Source organism: Acinetobacter lwoffii (genome assembly GCF_024129855.1).
GTDB lineage: Bacteria > Pseudomonadota > Gammaproteobacteria > Pseudomonadales > Moraxellaceae > Acinetobacter > Acinetobacter lwoffii_L.
Genome location: NZ_JAMXXC010000038.1, coordinates 1 through 16,125, shown reverse-complemented (window position 1 = coordinate 16,125; position 16,125 = coordinate 1). Strand labels below are relative to the sequence as shown.

General features: G+C 44.0%; 16 protein-coding genes. 7 read left to right on the top strand and 9 right to left on the bottom strand.

Going from position 1 to position 16,125, the window contains the following annotated elements; all coding sequences use genetic code 11:
- The 3 genes from NI465_RS15640 to rimI all read left to right on the top strand — a co-directional run.
- The coding region (locus tag NI465_RS15640; RefSeq protein WP_445585614.1) for an EF-Tu C-terminal domain-related protein at window positions 1–89 on the top strand (89 nt) is incomplete at its 5' end.
- Window positions 90–314: 225 nt separating this feature from the next.
- Window positions 315–1,196: a metal-dependent hydrolase gene (locus NI465_RS15635; RefSeq protein WP_253145914.1), complete on the top strand. Its 882-nt coding sequence runs from the start codon at window positions 315–317 to the stop codon at window positions 1,194–1,196.
- A gap of 105 nt (window positions 1,197–1,301) precedes the next feature.
- Window positions 1,302–1,763 carry a ribosomal protein S18-alanine N-acetyltransferase gene (gene rimI / locus NI465_RS15630; protein ID WP_253145912.1) on the top strand — a complete coding sequence of 154 codons (462 nt, stop codon included), beginning with the start codon at window positions 1,302–1,304 and terminating at the stop codon, window positions 1,761–1,763.
- A gap of 12 nt (window positions 1,764–1,775) precedes the next feature.
- Here rimI and NI465_RS15625 read toward each other — a convergent pair whose 3' ends face one another.
- The 3 genes from NI465_RS15625 to trxB form a co-directional block, all read right to left on the bottom strand.
- Window positions 1,776–2,591 (bottom strand): arginyltransferase, encoded by an 816-nt coding sequence (locus NI465_RS15625; protein ID WP_253102080.1) that lies wholly within the window; start codon window positions 2,589–2,591, stop codon window positions 1,776–1,778.
- A gap of 21 nt (window positions 2,592–2,612) precedes the next feature.
- Window positions 2,613–3,344, bottom strand: coding sequence for a leucyl/phenylalanyl-tRNA--protein transferase (gene aat / locus NI465_RS15620; protein ID WP_164543258.1), 732 nt, complete (start codon window positions 3,342–3,344; stop codon window positions 2,613–2,615).
- Between the two features lie 92 nt (window positions 3,345–3,436).
- Window positions 3,437–4,399, bottom strand: a complete 963-nt coding sequence (gene trxB, locus NI465_RS15615; protein WP_164543259.1) for a thioredoxin-disulfide reductase — start codon at window positions 4,397–4,399, stop codon at window positions 3,437–3,439.
- Between the two features lie 249 nt (window positions 4,400–4,648).
- Here trxB and NI465_RS15610 point away from each other — a divergent pair, with 249 nt between their 5' ends.
- On the top strand, window positions 4,649–7,705 hold the full coding sequence (locus NI465_RS15610; RefSeq protein WP_243474875.1) for a DNA translocase FtsK: 3,057 nt from the start codon (window positions 4,649–4,651) through the stop codon (window positions 7,703–7,705).
- A gap of 61 nt (window positions 7,706–7,766) precedes the next feature.
- Here NI465_RS15610 and NI465_RS15605 read toward each other — a convergent pair whose 3' ends face one another.
- The 6 genes from NI465_RS15605 to yihG form a co-directional block, all read right to left on the bottom strand.
- Entirely contained in the window at window positions 7,767–8,054 is a 288-nt protein-coding gene (locus tag NI465_RS15605) for a PA4642 family protein (RefSeq protein WP_004279254.1), read from the bottom strand.
- 196 nt (window positions 8,055–8,250) lie between these two features.
- On the bottom strand, window positions 8,251–8,523 hold the full coding sequence (gene minE / locus NI465_RS15600; protein WP_004279256.1) for a cell division topological specificity factor MinE: 273 nt from the start codon (window positions 8,521–8,523) through the stop codon (window positions 8,251–8,253).
- 2 nt (window positions 8,524–8,525) lie between these two features.
- The gene (gene minD, locus NI465_RS15595) at window positions 8,526–9,338 is read right to left on the bottom strand and encodes a septum site-determining protein MinD (protein ID WP_004646120.1); all 813 of its coding nucleotides are present in this window, start codon (window positions 9,336–9,338) and stop codon (window positions 8,526–8,528) included.
- A 66-nt stretch (window positions 9,339–9,404) separates the two neighbouring features.
- A complete protein-coding gene (gene minC / locus NI465_RS15590; RefSeq protein ID WP_168386748.1) occupies window positions 9,405–10,118 on the bottom strand; it encodes a septum site-determining protein MinC in 714 nt (237 codons plus the stop codon).
- 159 nt (window positions 10,119–10,277) lie between these two features.
- Window positions 10,278–11,342, bottom strand: coding sequence for a preprotein translocase subunit SecA (locus NI465_RS15585; RefSeq protein ID WP_168386749.1), 1,065 nt, complete (start codon window positions 11,340–11,342; stop codon window positions 10,278–10,280).
- 2 nt (window positions 11,343–11,344) lie between these two features.
- The gene (gene yihG, locus NI465_RS15580) at window positions 11,345–12,286 is read right to left on the bottom strand and encodes a 1-acylglycerol-3-phosphate O-acyltransferase, YihG family (RefSeq protein WP_168386750.1); all 942 of its coding nucleotides are present in this window, start codon (window positions 12,284–12,286) and stop codon (window positions 11,345–11,347) included.
- A 252-nt stretch (window positions 12,287–12,538) separates the two neighbouring features.
- On the opposite strand from yihG, the gene NI465_RS15575 reads away from it, so the two are divergent.
- From NI465_RS15575 to dut, 3 genes are all read left to right on the top strand, one after another.
- Complete coding sequence (locus tag NI465_RS15575; RefSeq protein WP_004646124.1) at window positions 12,539–13,192, top strand: YiaD family glycine zipper/OmpA-like lipoprotein; 654 nt, start codon at window positions 12,539–12,541, stop codon at window positions 13,190–13,192.
- A gap of 137 nt (window positions 13,193–13,329) precedes the next feature.
- Window positions 13,330–15,369, top strand: a complete 2,040-nt coding sequence (locus tag NI465_RS15570; protein ID WP_004730583.1) for a UvrD-helicase domain-containing protein — start codon at window positions 13,330–13,332, stop codon at window positions 15,367–15,369.
- 47 nt (window positions 15,370–15,416) lie between these two features.
- Window positions 15,417–15,869 carry a dUTP diphosphatase gene (gene dut, locus NI465_RS15565; protein ID WP_004646127.1) on the top strand — a complete coding sequence of 151 codons (453 nt, stop codon included), beginning with the start codon at window positions 15,417–15,419 and terminating at the stop codon, window positions 15,867–15,869.
- Window positions 15,870–16,125: the final 256 nt, after the last annotated feature.

The window sequence follows — 16,125 nt, the reverse complement described above, 5'->3', positions numbered from 1 at the left end:
CGATCGCAATGGACCCAGGTCTACGTTTTGCGATCCGTGAAGGCGGTCGTACAGTTGGTGCTGGTGTAGTTGCTAAAGTAACTGCATAATCGCTGGTTGTGTAAGAAAAGCGCCTCTTTGAGGCGCTTTTTTTTGATTCAAACTTTTTATAAAACTAAAAATAGATTGTCGGACAATGATTTTAAAAGCTGTCCTTATCTGATATTGGCTTGACCTAAACTGCACTTATGTAAAAAAAAATTACCACGTAATATACAGATAAGAATATGAATATTACATTTTCGGGTCTGGATTGGCCTGATGGGAGTGGTCACATGAATGCGAAAGTAAATATTACCAATCGTGCGGGTGCAAGTTTTCCAGTTCGTCGCATGAACTTTGATTTTGATGCTGTACCGGAATATTGGATGAATGGTTCAGCAGGTCTCACTCATTTTATGACCGCATTATCTGCGCTATTTCCAGCAGGTGAAAAGTTTTTTATAGATTCAGTCCGCGCGGTACGTAACCATCCTGCAATTGCCAATAATGAAGCATTACAAAAAGAAATTTCTGCTTTTATTGGTCAGGAAGCCATGCATACTCACGAGCATATCGGCTTTAATGCTTCTGCGCAAAAACATGGGCATGATGTCGAGACGCTTGATCGTTATACCGATAAAGTCATTCAAACGACACGTAAAGTCATGGCTAAACTGGGTAAGCCTGTGGGAATTACCCAAGAAATGGTAGATTTGACTGCAACTACGGCACTTGAGCATTTCACTGCAACCATTGCCTCACAGCTTTTGACCAATAGCCACATTCAGGAATTGATGACAGATGAAACCATGAAAACCATGTGGTTATGGCATGCTATCGAGGAAAATGAACATAAGGCAGTGGCTTATGATGTCTTCGAAGGGGTTTTTGGCAAAGGATTAAAAGCCTATGCATTGCGTACGTCTTCCTTGGTCATCGCAATGGCAACCTTATTTGTGGTGCAAAGCTATTTCCTCGCCCGTTTGCTTAAACAGGATCAGCAGTTTAATCTTGAGTCCTTAAAAGCCATTTATACCTATGCCTATAGTCCTTCTAAAGGTGTCATTACGGGTATGGCGAAAGAAATGCTGATGTATTTTAAACCGGGATTCCATCCGAATGATCATTATACAGATCAACTGTTGGCGACCTGGAAAGCCAAATTGGGTTTGTGACAGAACTGAAGATTGGAGAGCGACTAAAATCGCTCTTTTTTTTGCTCGATTTTTTGGATGAAGTTTCTATAATGCGGAGGTTGATTCTATATAAGATGAACGAAGATGATTCGTTTAATGCAAGCAGCGGATGTAGAAGTCGTTGCAAAGATTGAAAAATCAGTTCAATCACATCCCTGGACTTTCAAACAGTTCGAAGATGCTGTAACGGCTTATCAAAGTACCGTGATTGAAGTGCAAGGGCAGGTGGCCGGATTTTGTATTTTACAACCGGTGCTGGATGAAGCCAATTTATTGCTCATGGCAATTGATCCGGCACAGCAAGGTCAGGGCTTGGGCTATCAGTTGCTGGAGGCTTCAGTGGCGATGCTAAAAAATAATCCGGTGCAGATTTTCCTGGAAGTGCGCGAGAGTAATCTGACTGCGATCAAGCTGTATGAAAAATCAGGCTTTCATCAGATTGATCTGCGCAAGAATTATTATCCTAACAGTAACGGAAGCCGTGAACATGCCATCATTATGGTGAAAGCATGTACAGATGATTTTGCCAGTCTGTTTAAATCATAAAAGCTGACGACCTTATTTAATAATCTGGTGATTCCATCCGCTAGGTAAGGTCGTCATTAATGAGTTTCCCAAGTGCTGAATCTCCGTGGCACTTAGGGCATGATTTAAGCGTCGCCATTGTCCATCGATCAAGAGTTCCAGTGGCAGGTACTGAGATTTGTAATTCATCTTGTTGGAATGTGGTACCCAATATCCCAGATAGATAAATTGCAAGCCCAGCTTTTGTGCATGTTCAATCTGTTTCAAGATCGCAAATGCACCGAGTGAACGACGATTTTCATCAGGATCAAAGAAGGTATAGACGGCAGAGATGCCATCATCCAGCAGATCGCAGGTGGAAACGCTGATTAGACGCTCACCTTGCCATAACTCCAGAAAGAAGCTGTCGGTACAACTTTGTAATAAAAATTTTTCGAACTGATCCCGAGTCGGTGGAAACATGTCGCCATCTGCGTGGCGTTCATTAATATAGCGTTCATACAGCGCATAATGCAGGTCACCGGCGTGCTCTGGACTGGTAATTTTCATCACCAGATCCTGATTACGTTTCCAGGCTTTTTTTTGTGAACTGTTCATGCGGAATTCAACAACAGGCACACGCGAAGACAGACATTGACGACACAGATGACATTCGGGTCGATACACGAAATCACCACTGCGGCGGAAACCGGTACGTGACAGTTCCGATAAAGTTACGACATCAATTCGATGTGCAGGATCCAGAAAAACCATGCGCGCCGACTTGTTGGGTAAATAGCTACAATCATGCGGCGGCGTAATATAATACTGTAAATCGTTCAGTAGGGCCTTTGGCTGATAAGAGTTCATAACAACTACCCTCTGTTATTTTCATTCACTTAAGCGCGCGTTTTGCGCTATTGTTTTACTTGAAAATACACCTTCCTGATAATTTTTCCAATCGATAGCAGGCTTTTTTACAATATCTTGTAAAGAATTAAGATAGGCTTGGCGAGAAAGTGTGCAGGCACCCAGGCTTAAAAGATGATCGTTGACCAGTTGGCAGTCGATCCAGGGTAGTTTATTTTCCTGTCCAATCAGCATTAAAGTATAGAAAGCCATTTTAGAAACATCGGTTTGCGTACTAAACATGGATTCACCAAAACAGCCTTGACCGATGGTCACACCATAAAGTCCACCGACGACGCGATCTTCATCCCAGACCTCAATGCTATAGCTATATCCTGCGTCGAACATGTCGCAATAGCCTGCGATAATATCTTCACTGATCCAGGTGTCGTCTGCATAAGCACGAGGTAGGGAGCAGGAACGAATCACTCTTTCAAAAGCATGATTGACCGTAATTTTATAGTCCTGCTTTTTCATATTACGTAGCAGGGATTTGCTCGGATGATAATCTTCGGGGCGAATAATGCAGCGTGGTTCCGGACTCCACCAGCAAATCGGATCACTTTCTGAAAACCAGGGAAATAATCCATGCGTATAGGCTTCATAAAGTGTGGAAGGGGAGAGGTCTGCACCAATACAAATCAGGCCTTCACCTTCAGGATCAACCTCGACCGGATTGGGAAAAATGAATTCTGAGGGAGGAAGTAAAGACATGGCAGACCCGATATAAATCTATAGATAAATCATCATCTCATTCTAGCAATAAAAAAGCCGCCCATAATGGACGGCGTTTTTATTCTTGCTGCTTAGTCTAGTTTACCCATCGCATCAAGATATTTTTCCGCATCCAGTGCAGCCATACAGCCTGAACCCGCAGAAGTAATCGCCTGACGATAAATGCTGTCTGCAATATCACCGGCTGCGAATACACCCGGTACCGACGTTTGTGTTGCATTACCTGCAGTACCGCTTTGCACCTGGATATAGCCGTCACGAAGTTCTAACTGGCCTTCGAACATGGTGCTATTTGGCTTGTGACCAATCGCCACAAACATACCCGTCACATCAATGTTTTGAGTAGAGTCATCTTGCGTTGATTTAATACGAACTGAGGTCACACCAGATTGTGCATCACCGAGTACTTCATCGACCTGATGGTTCCAGATAATGCTGATCTTGCCTTCTTTTTCTTTGGTAAATAAATGATCTTGCAAGATTTTTTCGGAACGTAAGGAATCACGACGGTGAACCAGAGTCACGTGAGAAGCAATGTTAGATAAATACAACGCTTCTTCAACAGCAGTATTACCACCACCTACGACCATTACTTTCTGGTTTTTATAGAAGAAACCATCACAGGTTGCGCAAGCACTGACACCTTGACCCATATAGGCTGCTTCAGATTCCAGACCGAGGTATTGGGCAGTTGCACCGGTACAGATAATCAGGGCATCACAGGTGAATTCTTCCATATCGCCTTTTAACACGAACGGGCGCTGGCTAAGATCCACTTCATTGATATGGTCATACACGATTTCAGTGCCAAAACGCTCTGCATGTGCCTGCATACGTTCCATCAATGCGGGACCAGTCAAACCTTCGGGATCACCCGGCCAGTTATCGACGTCAGTCGTCGTGGTCAGCTGACCGCCCAGTTGCAAGCCTGCAATCAGGGTAGGTTTCAAGTTTGCACGCGCTGCATATACTGCTGCGCTATAGCCTGCAGGGCCAGAACCTAAAATAATCAGTCGTGAGTGACGTGCGCTCATCAGCTGTATCCTTTTTTATTTAGAAATTTATTGAATTATACGTGAAACTGTATAACAGTGGTGTGAGATTAAAGTCGATATTATTGATCATTGAAATCGATTTGGGCTATATAGCATAAGTAACATTGTGCTTGCACAATAGTGCATCTTTTTTCACAGAACAGGTGCATAATATACATTTTATTGCGTCGCTTTTTTCAAGCATTGAAGCAAAAGAATATTCATGAAGAATTGGTTACAGGACAGTATATGACAGCGGTGTCGAGTGCCTATGCACAGCGCTTAGTAATGACATTATTTTTAGTCTCATTTGGGATTTATCTGTTTCTTGCAACAGTGACCTATACGCCATTTGATCCGGGGTGGATGCATATCTCCAGTGATACGCAGACCGTTTCGAATGCCAGTGGGGTAGCGGGTGCCTGGATTGCAGACCTTTTGTTTGGCTTCCTTGGTTGGGCAAGTCTGCTGATTCCTGTCTATCTGTTTATGGAAGCAATTCAGGTCTGGTGGCCGCGCAGCTTCCTGAACCGGCCATTTCGCTATGCTGCGCAATTCTTCCTGTTACTGACCACCTCAGCGCTATTGTTTTTATTCTGGCAAGTTCCTGCTGATACGCTGGATAATTCTTCCGGCGGTATTATTGGCTATGAATTAGGTCAGAGTCTGGAACAACTGCTGACAGTCTATGGTGCAGCATTCTTCCTGCTGGTGCTTTGGGTGGTGTTATTTACTTTGGCTTTTGGGGTGAAGTGGAACAAGACCTGGAGCAGCCTCAAAGCAACCCCTGCTTATTTACAAGACCTGTTCTACCGCAATGTGCCTGAAGGCATGTCTGATTTTGACCGGACTGCACCTGTCGCCAAAAAAGAGCCAGTCATTAGTGCAAAAAAAGTAGCGGTTGCAGTAACACCTGCGCCTGAGCATCAACTGGTAGAAATAGATCCGGTGGTGCGCGATCAGGTGGCTGAACGCTTATTTGATGATTTTGCCGATAAAGAATCACAACAACCGCAGTTTTATGAGGATATTCCTGAGGCTGAGCAGCAGGCTCCTGAGCCAGTCGAGACATTTAAGCAAGTACAGCAAGTGCCTCAACAGCCGGATCGTGTGGTAGCGACAGGCGAGGTGTGGCGTGCCTTACATTCAAATGAAGATCAGCGCCATAAACAGGATATTGATGCCTTACTCAAAGCAGCCGAAGAAGAACAGCTTAATTCTCCAGTCTCACATATAACCGCTCCTCAACCTGTTTCAGCACAGACTCATGCTCACACCAGAACCGCATCGGCTCCACATACAGGCCTGGACTGGGATGATGATGAAATCTTTGATGAACTTCTGGCTGCAGTTCCGCAAGGCAAAACTGCGACCGATGTGCATAGTCCATTCAATACAGCGCCAGCCGAAAAGACCTCAAGAATTGTAGAAGACATGACCAATGTTGCACCGGCCATGGCATCCATGGCGACTGCACATGTCGTGAAAAACAGCGCATTACAGACCGATCTGGATGACCTGGGTGATTTACTGATTGAAGAAGATGAGCCACAACAACCTGTACGTGCTTCGAGCTATGCGCAATCTTCTGCTTTTGTACAGGCACCGATTCAGCATCAGGTTGTAGAGCCGATATCCAATTCTTCCGCCGCCAATGCAGCAGTACGCGAGGCTTTATCGAAAGAAGAATTTGTGGAAGCCTGGCAAGAGACTGCTGGCAAACCACAAGATGAAGACGAGTTTGATTTTGATGCTCCTTTGACCGATGCTTCAGGCCGTCCGATGTCACGTGCCATGCAGGTTGTGGAGCGCCGCAAAGATTTATCACCGCTTCCAGGGCTAGATTTACTCGATGAAGTCGATCCGAATAAAAAAGTGAATTTTACCGAAGAGCAGCTGGCGCGTTTATCTGAGCTGCTTGAAATCAAGCTGCAAGAATTTAATGTCAAAGCTAAAGTGGTAGAAGCACAGCCAGGCCCAGTCGTAACACGTTTTGAACTGGATCTGGCACCAGGGGTAAAAGCCTCTAAAGTGACGAATATTTCGCGTGATCTGGCACGTTCGATGTCGATGGCATCGGTGCGTGTGGTTGAGGTCATTCCGGGCAAGCCGTATATCGGAATTGAAGTACCAAACAGTACCCGTGAAATGGTCCGTTTGATCGAACTTTTGACCATTCCAGCCTTCACTGATCCGAATAGCATCCTCTCCATGGCAATGGGTAAGGATATTTCCGGTAATCCGGTGATTGCTGATCTGGGTAAAGCGCCGCATATGCTGGTGGCAGGAACCACAGGTTCCGGTAAATCGGTGGCGGTCAACTCGATGATTTTATCGATGTTGCTGAAATATACCCCAGATGAATTGCGTTTAATTCTGATCGATCCGAAGCAGCTGGAACTGGCGAACTATAATGATATTCCGCATTTGTTGACGCCTGTAGTCACCGATATGAAAGATGCGGTCAGCGCATTGAACTGGTGTGTCAATGAGATGGAACGTCGTTATAAGCTGATGTCTTTCTTGAAAATCCGTAAACTAAGCGACTATAACCGCAAGGTGGAAGAGGCGATTGCCAATGGTGAAGACCTGATCGATCCAACCTGGAAAGCCAGCGATTCTGTTGTGGGTGAACGTGCGCCGCGTTTGACGCCATTGCCTTCCATTGTGATTGTCGCGGATGAGTTCGCGGATATGATCATGCAGGTCGGTAAGAAAGCTGAAGAGATGATTACCCGTCTGGCACAAAAATCACGTGCTGCCGGTATTCACCTGTTGCTTGCGACCCAACGTCCATCGGTGGACGTGATCACCGGTTTGATCAAAGCCAATATTCCAACACGTGTCGCGCTACGGGTTAACTCCAAGATCGACTCGCGTACTATTCTGGATGCGGGTGGTGCAGAGGACTTGCTCGGTCACGGTGACATGCTATTCCTCGGCCCGGGTAAAATCGAACCTGAGCGTGTACATGGTGCCTTTATTGCCGATGACGAAGTCAACCGGATCTGCGATGCATGGCGTGAACGTGGTTCACCAAATTATGTCGACGAGATCCTGACACCATTTGATGAAGAACCATCCAGCCGTGGTTTTGAAGATGGTGGTGAGGGCAGTTCAGACCGTGATGCACTGTATGACCAGTGTGTAGCTTTTGTTTTGGAAACCCGTAAGGCTTCTACTTCATCCTTGCAACGTAAATTCAGTCTGGGCTATAACCGTGCTGCACGGATCATTGACCAGATGGAAGAAAACGGCATTGTCAGCGGTATGGGTGCCAATGGTAAACGCGAGATTCTGGTTTAATTTCAGTCTACCTTCAATAAAAAAGCCTGCTTTCAAAGCAGGCTTTTTTATGTATTTTGACTCAGGCAAATTTTGCCAATACATCCAGAAACTCGGCACTTTGACGCGGGAAAGTGGCAATCACGTCATGAATCCGTTGTCCTTCCGGATTGGTTGCATTGACATCACGGCCATCAGCGACAAATTTCGTCAACAGGCGTTCATAATCAAATGGACGCATATGCTTGAAAGCATGATAGAGCACGTGAAAATCAGCATTAACACCTGCAGGAGGAAGCTGATTCAAGTAGGCAAATACACGCTCATCTGACCATTCTTCGTTAAAGGTCGCTGGTTGAGATAATGCCATCGCAATTTCCTTGATCTAATGTAGTTTTTTCGGCATGAAAAAAGGCAAAATATGAGACTAGATTAGCAAAGCACTGCTTTGCCTAGTCGCAAGACTTGAAGCTATGCTTCAAGTGGGCGGAATATAGCTAAACTACTATTTCTACCACTCTCATATTTTGCCTTGAATCAATTTACTTGACCAATCAAAAATCAGATTATCGTTCTTCAGGTAAATTGATATTCATTTCAAGCATTTCAATATTGGCTTCAGAACGGACCTGCATTTGAATATGCTGTTCATCGACACCGCGAACATAACGATTGACCACTTGCATGATTTCAGTCTTCATCTGGTCAATTTTGTCCTGGCTCAAGCGACGACCCAAGCCTTGTTCGGATGCAACGATCACTTTCAAACGGTCTTTAGCAGTCCGTGCGCTTGATGGTTTATCCTCGCCACTAAAAAGTTTACTCCAGAATCCTGCCATGTCTACGCTCCAAATAGTCGTGCTAACCAGCCCTTAGGTTTTACCTCGATATGACGGTAAGGACGCTCTTCGCCAAGGAAACGCGCAACCAGATCATCATAGGCCTGACCTGCAGAAGCTTCAGTGAAAAGAATCACCGGCTTACCTTCATTCGATGCCTGTAAAACGCTTGGACACTCAGGAATAACGCCCAAGGTCGGTACACGTAAAATATCCTTAGAAATATCATCAATCGTTAGCATTTCCTGTTTATCGGCACGTTCCGGATTGAAACGGGTAATACACAGATGCTTACGAATGCGACCTTCGTTTTGTTCTACTTTTTTAGTTTTACTGTCGAGCATACCAATGATACGGTCAGAGTCACGTACTGAAGAAATCTCAGGGTTGGTCACAATGATGGCTTCATCCGCATGATACATGGCCAAAATAGCACCACGCTCAATACCGGCAGGCGAATCACAGATAATATAATCAAATTCCTGCGAAAGCTCATCCATTACACGAGCAACACCTTCATCGGTTAAGGCATCTTTATCACGTGTTTGTGATGCAGGTAAAATATATAAATTTTCAATATCTTTATCGCGAATCAGTGCTTGTTGTAATCGTGCTTCGTTATTTAAAACATTCACAAAATCATAAACTACACGGCGTTCACAGCCCATAATCAAATCAAGGTTACGTAAACCTACATCAAAATCAATAACAACAGTTTTGTGACCACGTAGGGCTAAACCTGTTGCAAAAGATGCACTTGTTGTAGTTTTACCTACACCACCTTTGCCTGACGTTACGACAACAATTTTCGCCACCGAATCCACTCCTGTTATGGTTCAAATCCCCTGTTTAAAATGGGGTTTTTGGTGTTTATTTATACATTAAAATTGTAGAGCTTCAAATACAAGCTCTAGTTGATCATTCAAGTAAATATGCACAGACTTTTTAACTACATGCGGTGGAATGTCATCCGCCACACAATAGGTTCCTGCAATTGAAATCAGTTCAGCTTCGAGGCTATGACAGAAAATACGTGCTGCAGTATTACCACCCGCACCTGCAATGACCCGGCCACGTGCGCTGCCATAGACATGAATATTGCCTGAAGCAATCACTTCTGAACCACTGTTGATGCCGGCATTAATAATAATGTCGCCATTATGCTGCACGATACATTGGCCGGTACGCAGAATTTCATCATGATATGAGGTGATATGCGCGACGATCGGGGCAGTAGGCGCTTGATCATCATTCACCGCTGTAGGTTCTGGTTTAACTTCCACCACCTGTTCTTTGGTGGCTTTAATTTCTTCTAACTGGCGATCAGGTGGCAGTACCGGGAACTGAATGGCGCGCGCCTGATCTCCAAGTAAGCCTTCAGTAACAGCCATAGGCTGTACATCCAGACTGATTAACAGTTGGATCAGCGCAATGAGTTCCTGTTCAACTGAACTTTCAATGACTGCCAAAGTGCCGGGTGGAAATGCTGCTTGTAATTTTGGGCTAAGTTGCTGGCGGATTGCATCATGATCATTGGTATCTAGGCTAATGCGTATCGCATTGACCATTCTGCCTTTTATCCGTATATCAGCCATAATTCTTCCTTAAATACTTCTGACCTGCTGGTTTTGTGTCGAAGCAATGTTGTAAATAGTGCAAATCCTAGAACAAATTGCAGTAATTCTCTAGCGATCTCAGTTATTTTTTTATGCGAACAGAACCGGACGGATTGATCTGATTCTGTACTTTAAACTTTACTTATCTATTGAGCTCTGATTTTGCTCATGTTCTTCTAAAATCTGTTGCCATTGTTTGACTTTCACCTGTTTCCGGATTGCTTCAAGTGTTTCAAAAACAGCCGATTCGACCAATTTATCAATATGTGGATTATGTTCAATCTGAATCTGGCTGATTTTATCTGAAATTAGGGCAAAAGTCGGATTTTCTTTTTGACCTGTGTGGGTAAATGGTTCAATCAGTCCTTGCGTGATATTTTCGCCCAAACGTTGACCAATACTTTGAATTTGCTGTTCAATCCGGCTGCCAACAATTGGAATCAAACGTAATAATTGGGTTAGTTCTGGAGTATCTTCAATCGCCTGATTCACTACTTGCCCTACATTTTTAGCGATCATGGAACGTTGTGCCTGTAATTCCTTGCCTAAAGATTCCTGCAAGATATCTGCCAAGGCAATCGCCAGTAATTTACGGTGATGTTCCACCAAATCATCAATTAACTGTTTATGTGATGTGCTCGTGGTCAGTTCACGCTTAATACCGTCCAGTACGGTCAGTACCACCCGGCTAGAAAGCTCTTCCATTAGCATGTTGTAATAAAAGTTACCTTGGCGATACCAGCGGTTAGGAATTACTTTATAACCATGGCTATGCAGGTTGTAGCCAATCGCGACCGCACGCAGCAGGCGCAGGAAACGTAGTTGAGGGATAATGGATAAAATTTCATACCAGTGCACAAAAGGGAAGAACCACCAGCGTCGATGATGACGCAGAACAATCGCGATGACCCAGCGTGCCAGTAATTCACAGACCAAGAAGGTGGTAAACCAGCCCTCGGTAATAATGACCCAAGGGCGTAAATCACTTTTATAAAACTGCAACACTTCGGGTAAACGAATGAAGTCAAACAACCACTGACCAAAATCGCTCATTAAAATGGCGTTGGCACTGAGACAGAACAGATTGATGACGATCAAAACCATCATGAAAATGTCGTAAATCAGTGCAATTTTCCAGCCCCAGGTTCCTTTACGAACAAATTTAAATGAGCTGGACGTAATGTCCGGGTTGTCGTTCTTCATAATTACTCGGTTACAGATCCGACCGGGGCTTGGGCAAAGTTCTGCTGCATTTGTGCGATGAGCTGATCTTTTTCAGTCCAGATTTGATCAATCCATTTTTGAAAACGTGCACGATATTCAGCATCATCTTCATAATTGCCGCCCAGTACCCAGTCTGGAATATCAATTTTTCTTAAATTTACCGCAATACGTGGCACTTCACCTAACCAAAATTCACCATAGCCCGGAATACCGTCAGGATAAACAATGGTCATGTCGACCAGCGCATCAATTTTATCGCCGAGAATACTCAGTGCCAATGCCAGACCACCGGCTTTAGGTTTCAGTAAATGTGTATAGGGAGACTGCTGCTGATCATGCTTTTCTTGGGTAAAACGCGTGCCTTCCAGATAATTTAACAGGGTAAAAGGCTGACTGATCAGCTGTTCACAAGATTTGCGTGCTTCTTCCATATCCCGGTATTTCAGCGCAGGATTTTTGGCAATCTGTTCCTTGCTATGCCGCTTCATCATCGGGAAGCCTAAGATTTTAAAGGCCTGACCCACAAAAGGAATAAAAATAAGCTCCCATTTGGTAAAGAAACGCGTCAGGGGCATACGGCTCAGACCGAAGTACTGGTTGACCGTGGTATCGACCCAGCTTTGATGATTACAGGTCATCAAATAACGGCCCTGCATATTCAAATCCAGTGATTCATCTACACTGATTTGCCATTCGGTATTTTTCAGCACATGCTCAATTAGCCAGTTGTTGACCCCTAACCAGCTGTTGGTAATCTTGATATTGGTTTCATCCACTTTTGCGGATTTTTTAAAAAGTTTGGTTAAACCCAAGGCCAGCACCGGGGGACCATGAAAAAAAGTACTGCCCGTCATGACGGATGTGACCGTCAGGCCACGCGCCAGTTTTTTTAAAGTCGGTTGCTTGTTGCTATTCGATGACATATCCAAACAGTCCCCAGAGATTAATCACTTAAATTTTTTCATATTTTGAGTAATATAGAGACAGTTAGGCAAATAAAAAAGCCTAAACAGGAAACTATGAAGATATTGTGACGAACTACTTGGTTTTAGTTACATATAAACATTACAAAATATTACTAAACGATTTATTATTAACAAAAATTCAATGGTTAGCCCATTCAATTTAAATCATTATCTCGCTTAACAACAAAGCATACAACAAGGAGTCATGCGATGCGTGCACTAGTCATTTCAGCAGCTGTAGCAGGGGCCGTAGCACTTACAGGTTGTCAATCAACTGGTAATAACATCGGTGGTGTGGAATATGATAAAGCTGCTCTAGGTACTTTAATTGGTGCTGCAGCAGGTTACGGTGTTTCTAAAGGCAATGCGAATACCAGCCGTCAAAATAACCGTGCAGCAGCGATTGGTGCTGTTGTTGGTGGTGCAGCGGGTGTGTATCTTGATAACAAAGAGAAAAAATTACGTCAAGCAACAGCGGGTACGGGCGTAGACGTTAACCGTAATGCAGATGGTTCGATTAACCTTGTGATGCCAGGCAGCATTACATTTGATACCAACAAATCAAATATCAAACCAAACTTCTATGGCACTTTAAACAAAGTGGCGCAAGTATTAACTGAAGATAACAAGAGCGGTATCCTTGTAACTGGTTATACAGACAGCACGGGTAATGACTCAATTAACTTGCCATTGTCTCAAGCACGCGCAAACTCTGTAGCGACTTACTTGGCAGGCCAAGGTGTTTCACGTACACGTATTAATGCTCAAGGTTTAGGTTCAGCGAACCCAATTGCAGACAATACAACTGCCGCAGGTAAAGAGCAAAACCGTCGTGTAGAAATCGCGGTATATGCAGTTCAATAATTCTTGAACGCTTAAGAAAAAACCACCTTCGGGTGGTTTTTTTATATCTGAATATTGATCTGATTAATCGTATTTTAAATTAGGCAACTGACGCAGAGATGACTATAATCGGAGCCGAATCTAGAAGAGGAAGCCATATGTCACTCGCCAGTCAGTTAAATGACAAGCAACTTGAAGCCATGAAATACACTCAAGGACCCTTGTTAGTACTTGCAGGAGCGGGTTCAGGCAAGACTTCAGTGATCACGCGAAAAATCGCGTATTTAGTCAAGCATTGCGGGATTCCCGCACATCGTATTACTGCGATGACTTTTACCAACAAGGCAGCACGTGAGATGAAAGAGCGTGTCAGCAAATTGTTGACGCGTGAAGAAAGTAAAGGCGTTTCAGTTTCGACCTTCCATACTTTTGGCCTGAATATGCTGCGCCTGGAGTTGAAACATACCCCACTGAAAAATAATTTCTCGATTCTGGATGCTGACGACTGTAAACGCATTCTGATGGATCTGATGCAGCGTGACAATTTATCCGGTGCAGAAAGCAAAGAACTGATTGCCAAAGCCATGAAAATGATCTCGGACTGGAAAAATGATCTGATTCCACCCGAGCAGGCACATACTACCTGTGAAACTGCCGAAGATGTGCAGTTTGCGCATTTATATCAATTATATGAACGTAATTTACGCGCTTATAACGCCGTGGATTTTGATGACCTGATTGTGATGCCGACGCGCTTGTTGCAGGAAAATGCTGAAGTCCGTGACAAATGGCAAAACCGGGTACGTTATTTGCTGGTGGATGAATATCAGGATACCAACACAGCACAGTATATTCTGGTGAAATTACTGGTTGGTGTGATGGGACAGTTCACCGCCGTAGGCGATGATGATCAGTCGATTTATGCCTGGCGTGGGGCTAAACCGGAAAATATGGCTTTGTTGCAGCAGGATTTTCCTAATCTGAAAGTGATCAAACTGGAACAGAATTATCGTTCGACCAGTCGTATTCTCAAAGCAGCCAACACCGTGATTGGTAATAATCCGCATATTTTTGATAAAAAACTCTGGTCGGACAAAGGCCATGGTGAAGTGATCCGTGTGATTACCTGCCGCAATGATGATGACGAAGCAGAACGCGTGGTCAAAGACCTGATCACGCATAAATTGATGAACGGTAAAAGCTGGAAAGATTATGCGGTGTTGTACCGCGGCAATTTCCAGGCGCGTATCTTAGAAACCCATCTACGTCAGATGCAGATTCCGTATAAATTATCTGGCGGACAGTCCTTCTTCGCACGTGCCGAAATCAAGGACATGATGAGCTATTTACGCTTGATCATTAACCCTGAAGATGACAGTGCATTTTTACGAATTATCAATACGCCAAAAAGGGCAATTGGTCCGGTAACGCTGGAAAAGCTCGGTCTATTTGCTCAGGAAAATAATCTGTCGCTTCTGGCTGCGGCTGCGGATCAGCGTCTGACCATGGCGATTCCGAAAAAGGCCACGACTCAATTGGCTGAGTTTGCCGATTTTATTGAGGGTTTTACCCGCAATTTACTGGATGATGATGAACCAGTGCCAATTATCCGCCAGATGATGATTGAAGCCGGTTATATCGATTACATCAAGGAAACTGCAGCCACACCAGCGCAGGAAAAGACCAAGCTCGACAATATCGAAGTGCTCTATAGCAGCATTCAAAGCCTGATTAACCGCGCTGAAGATGTTGATGAAAAAAATATTGAAAGTGTGATTCGTAAAATGGTGCTGCTGGACATGCTCGAGCAGCAGCAGGAAGAAGAGGACACCGATAAAGTCAATTTATTGACTTTGCATGCGTCTAAAGGTCTGGAATTTCCTTATGTCTATCTGATCGGGCTGGAAGAAGAAATTCTGCCACATAAAAACTCGATCGCTGCAGAAACGGTCGAAGAGGAACGCCGTCTGATGTATGTGGGGATTACCCGTGCACGTCAGGGACTGACCATTACTCTGGCAGAACAGCGCAAGGCCGGTGGGCAGATGAAGCAAATGACCCCAAGCCGTTTCCTGGATGAATTACCAGAAGATGAGCTGGAATGGTTAGGCCGCAAGAAAAAGCTGGCCGGTAACATCGATCCAAAATTACAAGCCCAACATTATCTTGATAATTTGCGTAATCTTATCAAACGATAAGGTACAAGACTTGCTCTTATTTTAAATGAAACAACAGGAATGAATACATGAAAGTTCAGGTGAAAGTCCTTGACTCGCGTCTTGGTCAGGAATGGCCATTACCGACTTATGCTACGACAGGTTCAGCGGGGCTGGATTTGCGTGCGTGTGTTGCAGAAACCACAATCATTGAACCAGGCCAAACGGTTTTGGTAAAAACTGGTTTAGCAATCTATATTGAAGATCCTGCATTTGCTGGTCTGATCTTGCCACGTTCGGGTTTGGGCCATAAACATGGGATCGTGTTGGGTAACCTGGTAGGTTTAATTGATTCTGATTATCAGGGTGAATTGATGGTATCCGTTTGGAACCGTAGTCAGACGGCATTCAGCTTAGAGCCAGGTGAACGTTTGGCGCAGTATGTGTTGGTTCCTGTGGTACAAGCTGAATTCGATCTGGTGAATGAATTCGAAGCGACTGAACGCGGTGCTGGCGGTTTTGGTCATACGGGTAAAAACTAAGTTTTAATAATGGCTTACATTCATTAACTGGATGTAAGCCATTTTTAGTTGATTAGATTAAATATTAAAAAAAATGAGTTGGTTGAAATATATTTAAAAAATAAAACCTTATTTTTCGGCCAAGTAGAATTATTTAAATCTAAAATTTATATAGTGATCAAATATCTAGGGTCTGTTGACATTTACTGTTCATAATTAACCCTATAAAGGTAGCCATAAAAATATACAGGCTAAAGCAACAGAACTTTGATAATTT